Origin of the sequence: Brevundimonas alba (genome assembly GCF_011927945.1) — a bacterium.
Taxonomy (GTDB): domain Bacteria; phylum Pseudomonadota; class Alphaproteobacteria; order Caulobacterales; family Caulobacteraceae; genus Brevundimonas; species Brevundimonas alba.
Genome location: NZ_JAATJM010000001.1, coordinates 170,998 through 185,387 on the forward strand (window position 1 = coordinate 170,998; position 14,390 = coordinate 185,387).

Here is a 14,390-nt window from a genome sequence, read left to right on the forward strand (position 1 = left end):
AAGGGAATGTGGCCGTTCGGCGCCCAATCAAGGCAGGCTCTGTTACAATCTGGACACAGTCCTGACGCGGAACAGCCAACCTCCGCATGCCCGCGGTCAGCGACCGGCCATTGGGTTTGCTAGAGATTTTCCCGCAACCAGCCCGCCGCGCGCGCCACTATCCCGCCCCGGTGCATTTTCGGCGCATCGGCGGCCGTAATCTGGCGCGACATGAGTTTTCGGGCCGAAACGGCCTCCCGAGGACCATAGGCGGCGCGCAGCAGCACGCCGGCGGCCGAGCAGAAGGCCGGGCCGGAGGCCGCGTCCGCCAGGTGGGGCGCGCGCTGCGGCTTGCCCAGCCGAACAGGCCGGTCGAACACCCGCACCGCCAACTCACGCACGCCGTTCAGCTGGCTCGCGCCGCCGGTCAGCACCAGGCCGGCGCCCGGCTCAAGCCCCACCCCGGCATTCCGCAGCCGGTCGCGCAGCAGCTCCAGAGTCTCCTCGACGCGCGGCGCGATGACCGTCTTCAGCATGGCCCGCGGCACCACCACCGGTCCGGCCGACGGATCCTCGCCGCGCGGCGGGGCCTCCAGCATTTCGCGGTCTTCGTTGGCGCTGGCCATGGCCGAGCCGTGCAGGGTCTTCAGCCGCTCCGCTCCGGCCCGCGAGGTCGACAGGCCGCGGGCGATGTCGGCCGTGACGTGGTCGCCGCCGACGTTGAGCGATTCGATGTGCAGCAGGCTGCGCCCGCCCCAGACCGCCGCCGAGGTCGCGCCGCCGCCCATGTCGATGCAGACGCAGCCCAGATCCATCTCGTCGTCTTCCAGCGCCGCCAGCGACGACGCCACCGGTGCCGCCACCACGCCCTGCAGGTCCAGATGCGCCAGCTCGAGGCAGTGGCTCAGCGCCGTGAAGGCGCTCTCGGCCATCGACACCACCAGCAGGTCCAGTCCCAGCGAATGTCCGCGCATCGCCCGCGGATCGTGCACGCCTCGCGCGCCGTCCACCGACCAGGCGATCGGCAGCACGTGGATCGGCCGGCGGTTCGGCAGGCGAATCTGCGCCAGGGCCATGGCGATGACGCGGGCCAGATCGGCGTCGCCGACCGGATTGGCGCCCAGCGACACGCGGGCCTGGACTCGGTGGCTGGCCATCTGGCCGATAGCGGTCGTCACGACCACGCCCGAGACCGGAGATCCGGCGGCCCGCTCGGCCCGCTCGACGGCGTGGCCGATGGCCTGCGCCGCCTCGTCCATATTGACGATGCCGCCGCCGCGGATGCCGCGCGACTGCACATGGCCCGCGCCCGCGACCCGGATGGTGCGGTCGGCGTGGCGCACGCCGTCGGGCTTCATGATGAAGCAGCCGACCTTCGACTGGCCGAGGTCCAGCGCCGCCACGACCGGCGCGCGGCCCGCCGCGCCCTTGGCGCCATCCACAGACTTGTCCACAGACCGTCCAGCCATACTGGTATCCCTGCCCTTACGCGTCGCCGGAAGAGGGCCGGACGGCGACCTCCTCGGGCGTTCTCAGATCGATGCGGGCGAACCCGAGTTCCAGCAGCCGCTCGCGCTGGTCCAGCGCGTCCAGCTGGATCAGGGCCGCGTCCTGATCCGTGGCCGGCAACTGGATCAGGCTGCCGTCCTTCAGACGCAGGTCCCAGCGGCGTTCGTCCACGCGCACCAGCGCCTCCAGACGCGCCATCAGCCGCGGCCGCTGCGCGATCAGCGGCAGCACTTCGGCCGCCGCCTGTTCGGCGCCCTTGCCGACGACCAGCGGCAGGTTCGGATAGCGGCCGGCGTCGGCGCCGCGGATCACCTGCCCGTGGCTGTCGATGACCATGTTGCGTCCACCGGCCTGCCAGATGGCCAGCCGGTCATGCTCCGTCACGTGCACGATCAGGGTGTTGGGCAGCAGCCGAACGACGCGCGCCGACTTGACCCAGCCCACGCTCTCGACCCGCTTGCGCACGGCGTCCAGGTCGATCGAGGTCATGGCCTGGCCGCCGTCCAACTGCACGGCCCGCTGGATCGCGCCCGTCGCCTCGGCGGACTCGCCCTCGATGAAGACCTTGTCCAGCTTCAGCCCCATGCCGACGGCCATGCCGTCCACGCCCTGGCTGAACGAGGCTCCGATCCGCTCGGCGCGGGCTCCGGTCGCCAGCACGCCCGCCAGCACGACCACGCCGGCGACGATGGAGATGACGACGGCGCGGGGCGACAGGTCCAGCCGCCCGATCGCCGCCACCTTGCCCGGCGTGGCCGGGGCGTTGCGGGGCGCGCGGCCCCTGCCCCCTGATTTGGGAGCCGAAGACCGCTGGGCGGGCTGTTTCGAATTCTGTCGCCGACCGCCGCGAACTACCGCGGGCATGAGGCGTCCTCCACCATCCACCGGACCAGGTCTTTGTACCCCATCCCCACATGCGCGGCCTGCTCGGGGACGAGCGAGGTCGGCGTCATGCCGGGCTGGGTGTTGACCTCCAGAAGAACGAGAACGTCGTTAAGATCGTCATAACGAAAGTCCGATCGGGAAACCCCGCGGCAACCAAGAGCGGCATGCGCCAGCTCGGATTGGCGCAGCGCCGCTTCGAATACATGGGCCGGCAGCTCGGCTGGCAGCTTGTGGACCGATCCGCCCGGCGCGTATTTGGCTTCGTAGTCGTAGAACCCCTTCACCGGCGTGATGTCGGTCACCGTCAGGGCCCGCGGCCCGGTCGCCTCTCCGATCACCGCGACCGCCAGTTCCTTGCCCCGGATATAGGGCTCGACCATCACCTGCTCGCCATAGGTCCAGTCGGGCGACCCCACTTCGGTCTGCGGACCGTTGGCGCCTTCCGGCACCAGATAGACGCCGACCGAAGACCCCTCGGCGTTCGGCTTGATCACATAGGGCGGCGCGATCACGTGGCGGCTGGCTACCTCGTGCCGGTCGAACAGGCCGCCGCCCGGCACCTCGACCCCGGCGGCGCGCAGCACCGACTTGGACTTGTCCTTGTCCATCGTCAGGGCCGAGGCCAGCACGCCCGAGTGGCTGTAGGGGATCTGCAGCGTCTCCAGAATGCCCTGGACGCAGCCGTCCTCGCCCCATTCCCCATGCAGGGCGTTCAGCACGACATCGGGCTTCAGCTGGGTCAGCACGGCGGCCAGATCGCGCCCGGCATCGACACGGCTGACCCGGGCCACCTGCCCCTCCAGCGCGTCGGCGCAGCCCGCCCCCGAACTCAGCGACACCTCGCGCTCCGACGACAGCCCGCCCATCAGGACGGCGACGTGAAGGTCTGCGAAGGGGCGGTTCATGACGGACTCCGGACTGGTCACCGCAATGCGGCGAATGTCCTTAACAACGCCTCAACCATCCTGCGCCCAGCGGCGGATGAAATCGTGGTGATCGGCCCAGTCCGCCCATGCGGCGGCTGCCCAGCGGCGCACCGCCGCCCGGTGCGCGTCCGGCTCCACCGCGTCCACCACGTCGGCGACCGTCACGGCATATCGGGCCCGCGGCGGCAGGTCCGGCAGCGAGCCCTTCCGCGCGGCGAAGCCCAGCATCGCGGCGTTGGCGGCCTCGCCTTCCAGCCCCTGTTCGATCTGCACCATCAGCCGCGCCAGATGCAGACCGACCGACTGGATCGCCCGCCGCGAGCCGTCGCCGGGATGTTGCACGGCCCAGGCGTCGACGCTCAGCCGATGCACGGCCATGAGCCCCGGATCCGAATACTCCCGCGCCATCACCGCGTTGAACGCGGCCCAGCAGGCCGGTGACGAGGTCATATAGGCGTGGGTCGGCCCCTCGACGGCTCTTAGCCGCGAGCCGCAGCCCGGACAGACGTCGATGTCAGCCGGGGCGTCCAATGCGCTTGATCTCCCAGTCGAGCTGCACGCCCGTCTTGGCCAGCACGTCCGCCCGCACCGCCTCGCCGAGTCCCTCGATGTCCGCCGCCGTCGCCTCGCCCGGATTGATCATGAAGTTGGAATGCAGCTCGCTGAACATCGCCCCGCCGCCGGTCACAGCGTGCAGCCTGCCGCGCCAGCCCGCCTCGTCGACCAGCTTCCACGACGAATGGCCGGGCGGGTTCTTGAAGGTCGAACCGCCGGTCTTTTCCCGGATCGGCTGGGTCTGTTCGCGGCGCGAGGTGATCTCGGCGATGCGCCCGGCGACGGCGTCCGGCTCGTCCGGCGTCCCGCGATAGGTCGCCTCGATCCAGATGATGTCCGCTGGCGCTTCCGAGTGCCGATAGGTGTAGCCGAAGTCGGCCAGAGCATAGTCGACCCGCTCCCCCGCCCGCGTCAGTCCCCAGGCCGCGACGAGTATGTCCTTCGTCTCCGAGCCATAACAGCCGGCGTTCATGGTCAGCGCCCCGCCGATGGTCCCGGGAATGCCCGCGTAGAATTCCAGCCCCGCCAACCCTGCCTTGGCCGAAGCCTTGGCCACCATCGAGTCCAGCGCCCCTGCCCCGGCCGTGATCGTGTCGCCTTCCGTCGTGATCCCCGCGAACGGCCGGCCGGCCAACCGGATCACCACGCCCTCAACCCCGCCGTCGCGCACGATGACATTGGAGCCTACCCCCAACACCGTCACGGGGACGGCCGGGTCCAGCGCCTTCAGGAAGTGGGCGAGGTCGTCGGGATCGGCCGGGATGAACAGGGCGTCGGCGTTCCCGCCCACCCGGAACCATGTGAACGGCCCCAGCGGCTCGTTAGCAAGTAGCTTGCCGCGAACCTGGGGCAGGGAGTCACGCCAGCTCAAGACAGCCCCTCCAGCTGCCCCGGCAGTGCATAGGCCCACTGGGTGATGTCACCCGCCCCCAGCAGCACCACCAGATCGCCGGCCTTGGCCTCCGCCGCGATCACCGCAGGCAGCGCATCCACCCCCTCGAGCGCCTGCACCGACCGGTGCCCGAACCGGCGGATGCCCTCGACCAGCCCATCCTTGTCGACCCCCTCGATCGGCGCCTCGCCCGCCGCATAGACGTCGGCCACGATCACCGCGTCGGCGTCCGAGAAACAGGTCGAGAACTCCTCCATCAGGTCGCGCAGCCGGGTGAAACGGTGCGGCTGGACCACGGCGATAACCCGCCCCTCCGCCACCTGCCGCGCCGCCTTCAGCACGGCGGCGATCTCAACCGGATGGTGGCCATAGTCGTCGACGATCCGAACCCCGCCGACCACGCCCGTGGTCGTGAACCGCCGCCGCACCCCGCCGAAGCCGGCCAGCCCGGCCTTGATCGCCTCGTCCGACACGTCCAGCTCGCGCGCCACGGCGATGGCCGCCAGCGCGTTCGACACATTGTGCCAGCCCGCCATCGGCAGGTGCAGGCCCTCGATCCGGGTCGGCTCGTCCATGGCGGCCATGCCCCGGCCCTGGATGACCACGTCGAAACGGCAGCCGTCCGCGCGCATGTCGCAGTTGTCCGCGCGGACCATGGCCTGGGGGTTGACCCCATAGGTCACCAGCCGCCGGTTATCGATCGAGGCGACCAGCCGCTGCACCTCCGGGTGGTCGAGGCAGACGGCGGCGAAGCCGTAGAAGGGGATGTTCTCGACGAAGTCCACGAACGCCTTCCGAACCCCGTCGAAGTCGCCGTAGTGGTCCAGATGCTCGGGATCGATGTTGGTGACGATGGCCACCGTCGATTTCAGGCGCAGGAAGCTGCCGTCGCTCTCGTCCGCCTCGACGACGATCCAGTCGCCGTCGCCGACCTTGGCGTTGGTGCCATAGGCGTTGATGATCCCGCCGTTGACCACCGTCGGGTCCAGCCCGCCGGCGTCCAGAATGGCCGCCACCATAGACGTCGTCGTGGTCTTGCCGTGCGTCCCGCCGACCGCGATCGAGAACTGCAGCCGCATCAGCTCGGCCAGCATCTCGGCCCGGCGCACCAGCGGAATGCGACGCTCGCGGGCCGCCATCATCTCGGGATTGCTGGCCTTGACCGCCGTCGAATAGACCACCGCCGAAACCGCGTCGCCGATGTGCGCCGCGTCATGGCCGATGAAGATGCGGGCTCCCAGCTTCTCCAGCCGTTCGGTATTGGCCGACGCCTTCGCGTCCGAGCCCTGCACCGAATAGCCGATCTTGAGCATGATCTCGGCGATGCCGCTCATGCCGATCCCCCCGATGCCCACGAAATGGACGGGACCGAGGTCGAAGGGAACGGGACGAAGGCGTGCGATCATCGCAGCGGCTTAGCAAGGCTTCGGAGCGATTGCGACACCCCCGGACGATCAGTCCTCAGCCACGAAGTCCTGCGCGAACTCCGGCGAGTCCTCCTCACCCGCCAGCAGCGGCGCGTCGTCCTCGTCCGACGCCCGCGACGGGTCCGGCACCTCGAAGCCGACAGGGATCGACAGGTCCAGCAGCCCCGCCGCCTTCATCTCCTGCACGCCCGGCAGGTCGTACAGGCTCGACAGGCTGAAATGCTCCAGGAACCGGTCGGCCGTCGCATAGGTCACCGGTCGTCCCGGCGTCCGCCGCCGGCCCTTCAGCCGCACGAACCCCATCTCCAGCAACAGGTCCAGCGTCCCCTTCGACAGCGACACGCCCCGCACGCTCTCGATCTCTGCCCGGGTGCAGGGCTGGTGGTAGGCGATGATGGCCAGGGTCTCGAGCGCCGCCTTCGACAGCCGCCGCGGCTCCTCCCGCTCCTCGGTCATCATGAACGACAGATCGGCCGCCGTGCGGAAGCGCCAGCGGTCGGCCACGCACTCCAGCTCCACCCCTCGCCCCTGATACCGCTCGCGCAGCGCCGAGATCGCCCCGCCCACGTCCGCGCCCTCCGGCAGCCGCCGCGCGATCTCCGCCGCCGACAGCGGCCCCGCCGCCGCGAACAGCAGCGCCTCGACCCGGCGCTCTATCTCGAGATGGTCCGGCGCGAACTGGATCACGGAACCAGCTCCAGCCCCTGCCCGACGCCGCGCCGCTTCAGATACAGGTCCGCGAAGGCCTCGGCCTGTTTCACGTCCATGGCCCCCTCCTTCACCAGCTCCAGACTGGCCGACAGCGTCGAGGCGGTGAAGCTGGCCTGCGACGGCCCCTCCCCGTCCTGCCGCTCCGGCGCCACCCGCTCCAGCGGCGTCCACTCCTCCAGCCGCGGCAGTATATCCCGCAGCCAGTCCCGCGCCGCCTCCAGCCCAAACGCCTCGACCCGCTGGCCGGGATTGTAGCGCCGCTGCTCCTCGCGCCGCCGCTGGGTCACATAGGCGGCCATCAGCTCATACAGGCTGGCGTCGATCCGGTCGGACGGCACGATCACCAGCGCCTCCGGATCGCCGCGGGTGAACACGTCCCGCTTCAGCTGCGGCCGCGAGGTGATCGCCTCCACCGCCTTGCGCATCGCCTCCAGCTTCTGCAGCCGGAACGCCAGCGCCGCCGCCATCTCCTCGGCCGGCAGCTCGTCGCCCTTGCCCTTGTCGGTGCGCGGCAGCAGCAGGCGCGACTTCAGATAGGCCAGCCACGAGGCCATCACGAGATAGTCCGCCGCCAGCGAGAAATTCCGCCGCCGCGCCTCCTGCACGAAGGCCAGATACTGCTCGGCCAGCTTCGTGATCGACAGCTTCAGCAGATCGACCTTCTGCGTCCGCGCCAGCGCCAGCAGGACGTGCAGCGGCCCTTCATAGCCCTCCAGATCGACCACGAACGCCTCGCGCTCGTCGGCCTGATCCGCCGCCGCGAAGTCCAGATTGGGCTGGAAGGCGTCCGTCACGCCTGCGCCTCCCCGACATCCGGCCCGCGCTTGGCCTCAAGCTTGCCGGCCATCAGTGCGTCGAACCGGTTCCGCGCCTCCATCGGATCCAGCGGCTCCACATCGCGCACGATCCGCGCCAGCGCCGCCTCGGCCCGCTTCGCCGCCCCGCCCTTCAGCCGGCCGACGCCCTCGGCCACTTCCCGCATCTCGTCGAGGTCGCCGTTGCAGTGCAGGACCGCGTCGCAGCCCGCCTTCAGCGCCGCCTCCGCCCGCTCCCGCAGGCTCCCGGACAGCGCCTTCATCGACAGGTCGTCCGTCATGATCAGCCCGCCGAACCCGAGCCCCTCGCGCATCAGCCGCACCGCCTTCTTCGAGGTCGTCGCCGGCCGCTTCGGGTCCACCGCGTCGAACACCACATGCGCCGTCATCGCCAGCGGCATGTCCGACAGCGCCCGGAACGGCGCGAAATCCCATCCCTCCAGCGTCTTCAGATCGGCATGCACCACCGGCAGGTCGTGATGGCTGTCCGCAAAGGCCCGGCCATGCCCCGGCATATGCTTGATCACCGGCAGCACCCCGCCGGCCAGCAGCCCCTCCGCCGCCGCCCGGCCCAGCATCGCCACCGTCGCCGGATCGCGCGCATAGGCCCGGTCGCCGATGATGTCGTGCGCGCCCGGCACCGGCACATCCAGCACCGGCGCGCAGTCGACGTTGACCCCCACCGACTTCAGGTCATGCGCCATCAGCCGCGCGCCCAGCCGGACCAGTTCCCGCGCCGCCAGCGGGTCGTTGGTCGCCTTCAGGAACGCGTCGCCCGGCGGATATTTCGGCCAGTGCGGCGGTCCCATCCGCTGCACCCGGCCGCCCTCCTGATCGATCAGCACCGGCGCATCGGCGTCGCCGACACAGTCGCGCATCTCGTCCGTCAGCGCCCGCATCTGCTCCGGGCTGTCGACATTGCGGCGAAAGACGATGAAGCCCCACGGCCGGACTTCGGCGAAGAAGGCCTTCTCTGCCTCCGTCAGCCGATGCCCGCTACAGCCGTAGATCGCCGCCGAACGGGTCACCGAAGGAGACAGTCCCCGCCCGAAGCCCGGATGGCGCCGCACAGGGCCCGCGCATCCTCCTGGCTCAGGCCGGTGACGGTGGTGCGATAGACGGTGGACCCGTTCGAGGCCGTCACCTCCTGCACCCGCCGGCTCGCGCCCGCGGTCAGGGCCGGGTAGCGGCCGACCACGGCGTTATATTCGCGCTCGGCCAGATTCGGGGTCGAGAAGGCTCCGATCTGCACGCCGGACGTCCCGCCCGCGGGCGCCGGACGCGGCTCGGCCTTCGGCAGCGGCGGCGGCGTCACGGGCGCCGGACGGGCCGGAGCCGGCGCGGGCGCAGTCTCGATCGGTGCGGGCGCGGGGCGCGGCTGCACCGCTTCCGGCGGCGGCGTGAAGACCGGCGCGGTCGCGGGCGCCTCGGCGCCGGAATAGACATCGATGCCTTCGGTCGGATCGACCGGCTGTGCGTCTATCGGCGCGGCGCCCTTCATCTCGCCCACCGGCGTGCCCACAGCCGGCGGCGCGTCGTCCGACGCCCGCAGCCCGCCCTGGCTGTAATAGACGGCGACGGCGATGATCAGCACCAGCAGCACGACCGCCGAGATGATCAGCGTCATGGGCGGGGCCTTGCCGCCGCCGCCGCCACCGCCGCCACCGCTCCGGCGCGGGTCATAGCCCTGCCGGTCGAACGGAAGATCGTCGTCCGTCGGCGGGGTATAGGCGCCGCGGTCACGGCCCTGGTTCGGGCGATAGGGATCTTCGTGAGACATGGCCGCGCCTTCCGTCTGCCGCGCGAATCGAGGCGCGGAACAGACACTCTATCCCGGTCCGAGTCCTTTTTCAGGCTGGTTCGCAGGTTGCTCGCTCAGAGGTCCAGCGCCAGATCGAGGCTGAACAGCTTCTTGTGCTCCTCGATCGCATACCGGTCGGTCATGCCCGCGATGTAGTCGCACACCGCCCGCGCCCGCCGCGTCTCGTCGGACGTCCCCGCCCGTCCCGACCATTCCGGCGGCAGCGTGCCCGGATCGGCCATGAACAGTTCGAACATCTCGCCCAGCAGCCGCCGCGCCTGACTGCGCGTCCGGTTGACGCGATAGTGCCGGTACATCCGCTCGAACAGGAATTTCCGCAGCACGCCCAGATCGGCCAGCATGGCGTGCGAGAACGCCACCAGCGGCCGCCGCGCCGTCCGCACGTCCTCGGTCGAGCGAATACCGTCCGCCTCGATCCGCGCCTCGGTCTCGGCCAGCACGTCCTCGACCATGGCCCCGATCATCCGCCGGACGGCCTCGATCCGGATCATCCGCTCGTCGATGTCAGGCCAGTCCTTGCGCACGCCGTGCAGCACCGGCCCGATCAGCGGCACTTCGCTGAGGTCGTCCAGCGTGAACAGCCCCGCCTGCACCCCGTCGTCGACGTCGTGGTTGTTATAGGCGATGTCGTCCGCGATCGCCGCCGCCTGCGCCTCCAGCGAGGCGAAACTGTCCAGTCTCAGGTCCCAGCCGGGTGCATAGTCGGCAATGGCCCGCCACGCCGGCTCGTCCAGCCGGTGCGACACCGGCCCGTTGTGCTTGACCACCCCTTCGACGGTCTCCCAGCTCAGGTTCAGCCCGTCGAACTGCGGATAGCGCTCCTCCAGCTTGGTCACCACGCGGAAGGTCTGGACGTTGTGGTCGAACCCGCCCCACGGCTCCATCCGCGCCTGCAGTTCGTCCTCGCCGGCATGGCCGAACGGCGGATGGCCCAGGTCGTGCGCCAGCGCCACCGTCTCGGCCAGGTCGGTGTCCAGCCGCAGCGCATGCGCCAGCGACCGCGCGATCTGCGCCACCTCCAGCGAATGGGTGAGCCGCGTCCGGTAGTGATCGCCCTCGTGCGCCACGAAGACCTGCGTCTTCTCCTTCAGGCGGCGGAAGGCGGTAGCGTGGATGATCCGGTCCCGGTCCCGGGCATAGGCGTTGCGCGTGCGGCTGATCGGCTCGGGCGTCAGCCGGCCGCGGCTGTGCTCGGGGTATTCGGCGTAGGCGGCGCGCTCGGGGATCAACGTCGGCTGCTCATTCGGTCGCCGGGCCTTTGCGATCGCCCGTCCGCGCCTCATATAGAGCCCCGTGAGCAGCGTCCAATCCGCCCCCGCCTTCCAGATATCGCCGGCCAGCGGCGGCCATGGCCTCAGCCTGTCCGGAACCGCCTCCCGCCGTCTCGCCAAACTCGCCGAGGCCGAGGGCCGTCCCGTCATGCTCCGCGTCGCCGTCGATGGCGGCGGCTGCTCGGGCTTTCAGTACCGGTTCGAACTGGTCGACAGCGCCGAGCCCGACGACATCCGCATCGAGGCCGACGGTCAGGCGGCCCTGGTCGACCCCGTCTCCCTGCCCTTCCTCAAGGGCTCCGAGGTCGCCTTCGTCGACGACCTCGCCGGCGCCCAGTTCGTGGTGCGCAACCCGAACGCCGCCTCCAGCTGCGGCTGCGGCGTCAGCTTCTCGATCTAGCTGCGCCTGGCGTCGTCCAGCTGACCGCGCACGGCGCCGCCCGGGTGCTCCGTATTGTGCACATTGACGTAGTAGTCCGCCGGGTTCTGCAGCAGTGAACGAGCGATCTCTGGCGCTACGGCCACGCAGCGCTCGCTGTCTCCGTCGGTAGGCGCTTCGAGCGGAACGACGATCGGTCCGCCCGACTGGCCCCTGGGCGATTTATGGATGTGGGCGAGCTGCGCCGGGGCGATACCCTCGACCGTCAGCAGATAGCAGACCCGGCCATGCGCGGCATCGATCAGCAGTTCCGCTGTCCCGCTGCCGTCCGGATCGCCCAGACCGGGCCCCTCGGCCGTACCAGTCAGTGGGATCACCAGCGACCGGCCGCGGGTCTGGTCCGATCCCCCCATGAAGGACGCGCAGCCGCTCAGCATCAGGGCGCCGGCGGCGATAAGGACACCCGAAAGGGACGATTTCATCCGGTGGGGCTCCGGCACGGCTGACACGATAGCGTCACCATCGCCCCGATCCCGAGTCGGCGCCAGCTTCGAACCGTTGGAGAGGGCGCGCCTCCGTCTCCTCCCCGTTCGCCCTTCGCGAATGGGGAGGAGACAGAAAGCCATGACGCTGTGCTTACAATCCGGGGATCTATAGTCGGATAGCGCGGACGATCTTCCGTGATTTCAGCGGCTTCCCCTTTTCTCAAACCAATCTCCCATCCGCATAAGTCCGCCGGCGCATAATGCTCCCGTCCCGTCGCACCGGGAGGCGCAAAGGCCTTGCGTCCTTTGGCGGCGGGATGTGGAGAAGCGGGGACAGGGGCGAGGGGGATACTCGTCCGGTCCGGGGACTGTGTCGCAAGCGCAGCCCGCCCGCCGGAGGCGCTGCGGTAAGGCGATAACACCGCCACCCGACGCAAGCTTCCGCCCCAATCTTCGCGCGGAGCGTCTGACTGCGTCGAAACGGTATTTCCATCCGAACTCCGGGCGCAGGCCCGGCGCTCCGCACGCCTCCCGTCCGTCCGTTCCAAAATCGCTTGCTATTAGGCACTTTCCTAATTAGGCTTCTTCCTATGAACGCACTGTTCAAGGCCCTGTCGCATCCCGTTCGCCGCAGCATCGTCGACATGCTGCGCAAGGGGCCGATGGCGTCCGGCGACATCGCCGCCGCCTTCGACATGAGCTGGCCGACCATCACCGGCCACCTCAACGCGCTGAAAGACGCCGGCCTCGTCTCGCCCGAACGCGACGGCGCCTCGATCCGCTACCGCCTCGAGATTTCGGCCGTCGAGGAGGCGCTCGCCTTCCTGCTCGCCATGACCGGCGCCCGTACCCCCGATACCGAGGAGGACCCCCGATGACCCTTTCCGCCACCGACCGGGCCACCGTCGCCGTCAGCCTGATCATCGTCGCGACCGGCGCCGCCATCGCCTTCGCCGGGCCGCTCGAGCTGATGCCCTGTCACTTCGGCGCCGACGGTCAGGCGGACGCCTGGGCCGGGCGCGAAGCCATCGGCGCGGGCATCGCCGGCCTCGGCCTGCTCACCGGCCTGCTAGCGGGCGGCATGGGCCTCGCCGCCGCCCGCGCGCCCGACGCCGCCCGCACGCGCTCGCTTCGCGCCGCCCAGATCCTGATCCTGCTGACCTTCCTTGCCCTGACCCTGTTTGCGGGCGTGACCAGCGTCAGCGGCGTGACCTCGCTCGGCGCCGCCCTGCCGATGGCTGGCCTCTCCGCCATATTCCTCGCCGTCGGCGCCGTGCTCGGCCGCGTCGGCCCCAACCCCATCGCCGGCGTCCGCACCCCGTGGAGCTACAAGAGCCGCCTCGCTTGGGACCGCTCCAACCGCCTCGCCGGACGCCTGCTCTTCCTCATCGGCCTCGCCGGCCTCGCCCTCTCGCCGATCGCGCCCCAGCCGCTCGGCTACCAGCTCATCATCGCCGCCGTGCTCGTCGCCGCCGTCCTCTCGGTCTTCGAGAGCTGGCGCGTCTGGCGCACCGATCCCGACCGCCAACCCTTCTAGGGAGATCGCCATGCTCAGCCTGATCCTCGCCGCCGCCCTGCTGACCGATCCCGTCGCCACGGCCGTGACCCTTCCATCGCAGCCCGCGCCCCTTCACGGCACCCTGCTGACGCCCGAGGCGCCCCGCGCCGCCGCCGTGATCCTCCCCGGCTCGGGCCCGACCGACCGCAATGGCGACAGCCTGCAGTTCGGCATTGTCGGCGGCAGCTACCGCCGTCTTGCCGAGGGCCTCGCCGCGCAGGGGATCGCCACGGTCCGGATCGACAAGCGCGGCATAGGCGAAAGCGCCGCCGCCGGTCTGTCGGAAGCCGATCTGCGCTTCACCCACCTTTCCGACGACGCCCGCGGCTGGGCCGCCGAGGCCGCGCGTCTGACCGGCCAACCCTGCGCTTGGCTGATCGGCCACAGCGAAGGCGCACTCGTGGCCCTCGCCGCGGTCCGCGACGGCGGCAACTCCGTCTGCGGCCTCGTCCTGCTGTCAGGCGCGGGACGCCCCGCCCGCGTCGTCCTGGAAGAACAGCTAGGCCCCCAGCTGCCCGAGCCGATGCGCACCCAGGCCTTCCATGCCCTCGCCGAACTGGAGGCCGGCCGCACGGTCGCCGACACCCCGCCCGCCCTCGCGTCGCTCCTGCGGCCCTCGGTGCAGCCGTACCTGATCTCGTGGCTGGCGCTCGACCCCGCCGCGCTGATCGCGTCGTACGATGGCCCGGTGATGATCGGCCAGGGCTCGACCGACCTGCAGACCACCGTCACGGACGCCCGCGCTCTCGCCGCCGCCGACCCTGAGGCCCGACTGATCATCTGGGACGGCGTCAATCACATGCTCCGGGTCGCGCCAGACGACCGCGCCGCGAACGTCGCCACCTATTACGACGCCGGCCTGCCGCTCGCGCCGGGCGTGGTCGACGATGTCGCCGGCTTCATCCTCGAACCGCGTTAGTGGCGGCGGTCGCCGCGGTCGCCCTGCCCCTTGCCGGCGTCGGATTTCGCCTGCCGCTTCTGGTCCTGCGCCGACGACCGGCCGACGTCGTCCATCTCAGTGAAGCGACCCTCGGCGTCTCGGCGGGCGTAGCGCTTGTCGCCGGGATTGGGCTCGATCAGTTCGCGTTTGCTCATGGCATGGCTCCTTTCACGAGAGAGGAATCGCCGTGAGTCCGGGAAGTTCCACCGCCGCGCTTCGTCCCAACCAGCCGCCGC

17 protein-coding genes are annotated in these 14,390 nt (G+C 70.3%); 4 read left to right on the plus strand and 13 right to left on the minus strand.

Annotated elements, in window-relative coordinates; translation table 11 throughout:
- Positions 1-119: 119 nt before the first annotated feature.
- From ftsA to GGQ87_RS00715, 11 genes are all read right to left on the minus strand, one after another.
- Positions 120-1,448, minus strand: a complete 1,329-nt coding sequence (ftsA, locus tag GGQ87_RS00665) for a cell division protein FtsA (RefSeq protein WP_168044806.1) — start codon at positions 1,446-1,448, stop codon at positions 120-122.
- A 16-nt stretch (positions 1,449-1,464) separates the two neighbouring features.
- The gene (locus tag GGQ87_RS00670) at positions 1,465-2,352 is read right to left on the minus strand and encodes a cell division protein FtsQ/DivIB (protein WP_168044807.1); all 888 of its coding nucleotides are present in this window, start codon (positions 2,350-2,352) and stop codon (positions 1,465-1,467) included.
- Positions 2,340-3,278, minus strand: coding sequence for a D-alanine--D-alanine ligase (locus GGQ87_RS00675; RefSeq protein ID WP_168044808.1), 939 nt, complete (start codon positions 3,276-3,278; stop codon positions 2,340-2,342). The genes GGQ87_RS00670 and GGQ87_RS00675 overlap by 13 nt, the downstream gene beginning before the upstream one ends.
- A gap of 51 nt (positions 3,279-3,329) precedes the next feature.
- A complete protein-coding gene (locus GGQ87_RS00680) occupies positions 3,330-3,830 on the minus strand; it encodes a DUF5946 family protein (RefSeq protein WP_168044809.1) in 501 nt (166 codons plus the stop codon).
- On the minus strand, positions 3,814-4,725 hold the full coding sequence (gene murB / locus GGQ87_RS00685; RefSeq protein WP_168044810.1) for a UDP-N-acetylmuramate dehydrogenase: 912 nt from the start codon (positions 4,723-4,725) through the stop codon (positions 3,814-3,816). Before murB ends, GGQ87_RS00680 begins: the two co-directional genes overlap by 17 nt.
- Complete coding sequence (gene murC, locus GGQ87_RS00690; RefSeq protein WP_168044811.1) at positions 4,722-6,152, minus strand: UDP-N-acetylmuramate--L-alanine ligase; 1,431 nt, start codon at positions 6,150-6,152, stop codon at positions 4,722-4,724. Before murC ends, murB begins: the two co-directional genes overlap by 4 nt.
- Before the next feature lie 48 nt (positions 6,153-6,200).
- A complete protein-coding gene (gene scpB / locus GGQ87_RS00695; protein ID WP_168047198.1) occupies positions 6,201-6,857 on the minus strand; it encodes an SMC-Scp complex subunit ScpB in 657 nt (218 codons plus the stop codon).
- The gene (locus GGQ87_RS00700; RefSeq protein ID WP_168044812.1) at positions 6,857-7,678 is read right to left on the minus strand and encodes a segregation/condensation protein A; all 822 of its coding nucleotides are present in this window, start codon (positions 7,676-7,678) and stop codon (positions 6,857-6,859) included. The genes scpB and GGQ87_RS00700 overlap by 1 nt, the downstream gene beginning before the upstream one ends.
- Positions 7,675-8,727, minus strand: coding sequence for a beta-N-acetylhexosaminidase (nagZ, locus tag GGQ87_RS00705; protein ID WP_168044813.1), 1,053 nt, complete (start codon positions 8,725-8,727; stop codon positions 7,675-7,677). Before nagZ ends, GGQ87_RS00700 begins: the two co-directional genes overlap by 4 nt.
- On the minus strand, positions 8,724-9,479 hold the full coding sequence (locus GGQ87_RS15525; protein ID WP_168044814.1) for an SPOR domain-containing protein: 756 nt from the start codon (positions 9,477-9,479) through the stop codon (positions 8,724-8,726). Before GGQ87_RS15525 ends, nagZ begins: the two co-directional genes overlap by 4 nt.
- Before the next feature lie 95 nt (positions 9,480-9,574).
- Entirely contained in the window at positions 9,575-10,804 is a 1,230-nt protein-coding gene (locus GGQ87_RS00715) for a deoxyguanosinetriphosphate triphosphohydrolase (protein ID WP_168044815.1), read from the minus strand.
- 10 nt (positions 10,805-10,814) lie between these two features.
- Between GGQ87_RS00715 and erpA the strand changes: the two genes are divergently transcribed.
- Entirely contained in the window at positions 10,815-11,192 is a 378-nt protein-coding gene (gene erpA, locus GGQ87_RS00720) for an iron-sulfur cluster insertion protein ErpA (protein WP_168044816.1), read from the plus strand.
- Here the strand turns inward: erpA and GGQ87_RS00725 are convergent.
- Entirely contained in the window at positions 11,189-11,653 is a 465-nt protein-coding gene (locus GGQ87_RS00725; protein ID WP_168044817.1) for a CHRD domain-containing protein, read from the minus strand. The two genes, erpA and GGQ87_RS00725, sit on opposite strands and share 4 nt — an antisense overlap.
- A gap of 593 nt (positions 11,654-12,246) precedes the next feature.
- Between GGQ87_RS00725 and GGQ87_RS00730 the strand changes: the two genes are divergently transcribed.
- Genes GGQ87_RS00730 through GGQ87_RS00740 form a run of 3 tightly spaced genes read left to right on the plus strand, consistent with a single transcriptional unit; the run spans position 12,247 to position 14,133 of the window.
- Positions 12,247-12,534, plus strand: a complete 288-nt coding sequence (locus GGQ87_RS00730) for a metalloregulator ArsR/SmtB family transcription factor (RefSeq protein WP_168044818.1) — start codon at positions 12,247-12,249, stop codon at positions 12,532-12,534.
- The gene (locus tag GGQ87_RS00735) at positions 12,531-13,193 is read left to right on the plus strand and encodes an SdpI family protein (RefSeq protein WP_168044819.1); all 663 of its coding nucleotides are present in this window, start codon (positions 12,531-12,533) and stop codon (positions 13,191-13,193) included. The genes GGQ87_RS00730 and GGQ87_RS00735 overlap by 4 nt, the downstream gene beginning before the upstream one ends.
- A gap of 10 nt (positions 13,194-13,203) precedes the next feature.
- Positions 13,204-14,133: an alpha/beta hydrolase gene (locus GGQ87_RS00740; RefSeq protein WP_168044820.1), complete on the plus strand. Its 930-nt coding sequence runs from the start codon at positions 13,204-13,206 to the stop codon at positions 14,131-14,133.
- Here the strand turns inward: GGQ87_RS00740 and GGQ87_RS00745 are convergent.
- Positions 14,130-14,309, minus strand: coding sequence for a hypothetical protein (locus GGQ87_RS00745; RefSeq protein ID WP_168044821.1), 180 nt, complete (start codon positions 14,307-14,309; stop codon positions 14,130-14,132). The genes GGQ87_RS00740 and GGQ87_RS00745 overlap by 4 nt on opposite strands.
- Between the last annotated feature and the right edge of the window lie 81 nt (positions 14,310-14,390).

Coding starts and splice junctions, on each gene's coding strand:
- ftsA (WP_168044806.1), bottom strand. CDS start 1,448: ATGGCTGGACGGTCTGTGGACAAGTCTGTGGATGGCGCCAAGGGCGCG.
- GGQ87_RS00670 (WP_168044807.1), bottom strand. CDS start 2,352: ATGCCCGCGGTAGTTCGCGGCGGTCGGCGACAGAATTCGAAACAGCCC.
- GGQ87_RS00675 (WP_168044808.1), bottom strand. CDS start 3,278: ATGAACCGCCCCTTCGCAGACCTTCACGTCGCCGTCCTGATGGGCGGG.
- murC (WP_168044811.1), bottom strand. CDS start 6,152: ATGATCGCACGCCTTCGTCCCGTTCCCTTCGACCTCGGTCCCGTCCAT.
- GGQ87_RS15525 (WP_168044814.1), bottom strand. CDS start 9,479: ATGTCTCACGAAGATCCCTATCGCCCGAACCAGGGCCGTGACCGCGGC.
- GGQ87_RS00715 (WP_168044815.1), bottom strand. CDS start 10,804: ATGAGGCGCGGACGGGCGATCGCAAAGGCCCGGCGACCGAATGAGCAG.
- GGQ87_RS00725 (WP_168044817.1), bottom strand. CDS start 11,653: ATGAAATCGTCCCTTTCGGGTGTCCTTATCGCCGCCGGCGCCCTGATG.
- GGQ87_RS00730 (WP_168044818.1), top strand. CDS start 12,247: ATGAACGCACTGTTCAAGGCCCTGTCGCATCCCGTTCGCCGCAGCATC.
- GGQ87_RS00735 (WP_168044819.1), top strand. CDS start 12,531: ATGACCCTTTCCGCCACCGACCGGGCCACCGTCGCCGTCAGCCTGATC.
- GGQ87_RS00740 (WP_168044820.1), top strand. CDS start 13,204: ATGCTCAGCCTGATCCTCGCCGCCGCCCTGCTGACCGATCCCGTCGCC.
- GGQ87_RS00745 (WP_168044821.1), bottom strand. CDS start 14,309: ATGAGCAAACGCGAACTGATCGAGCCCAATCCCGGCGACAAGCGCTAC.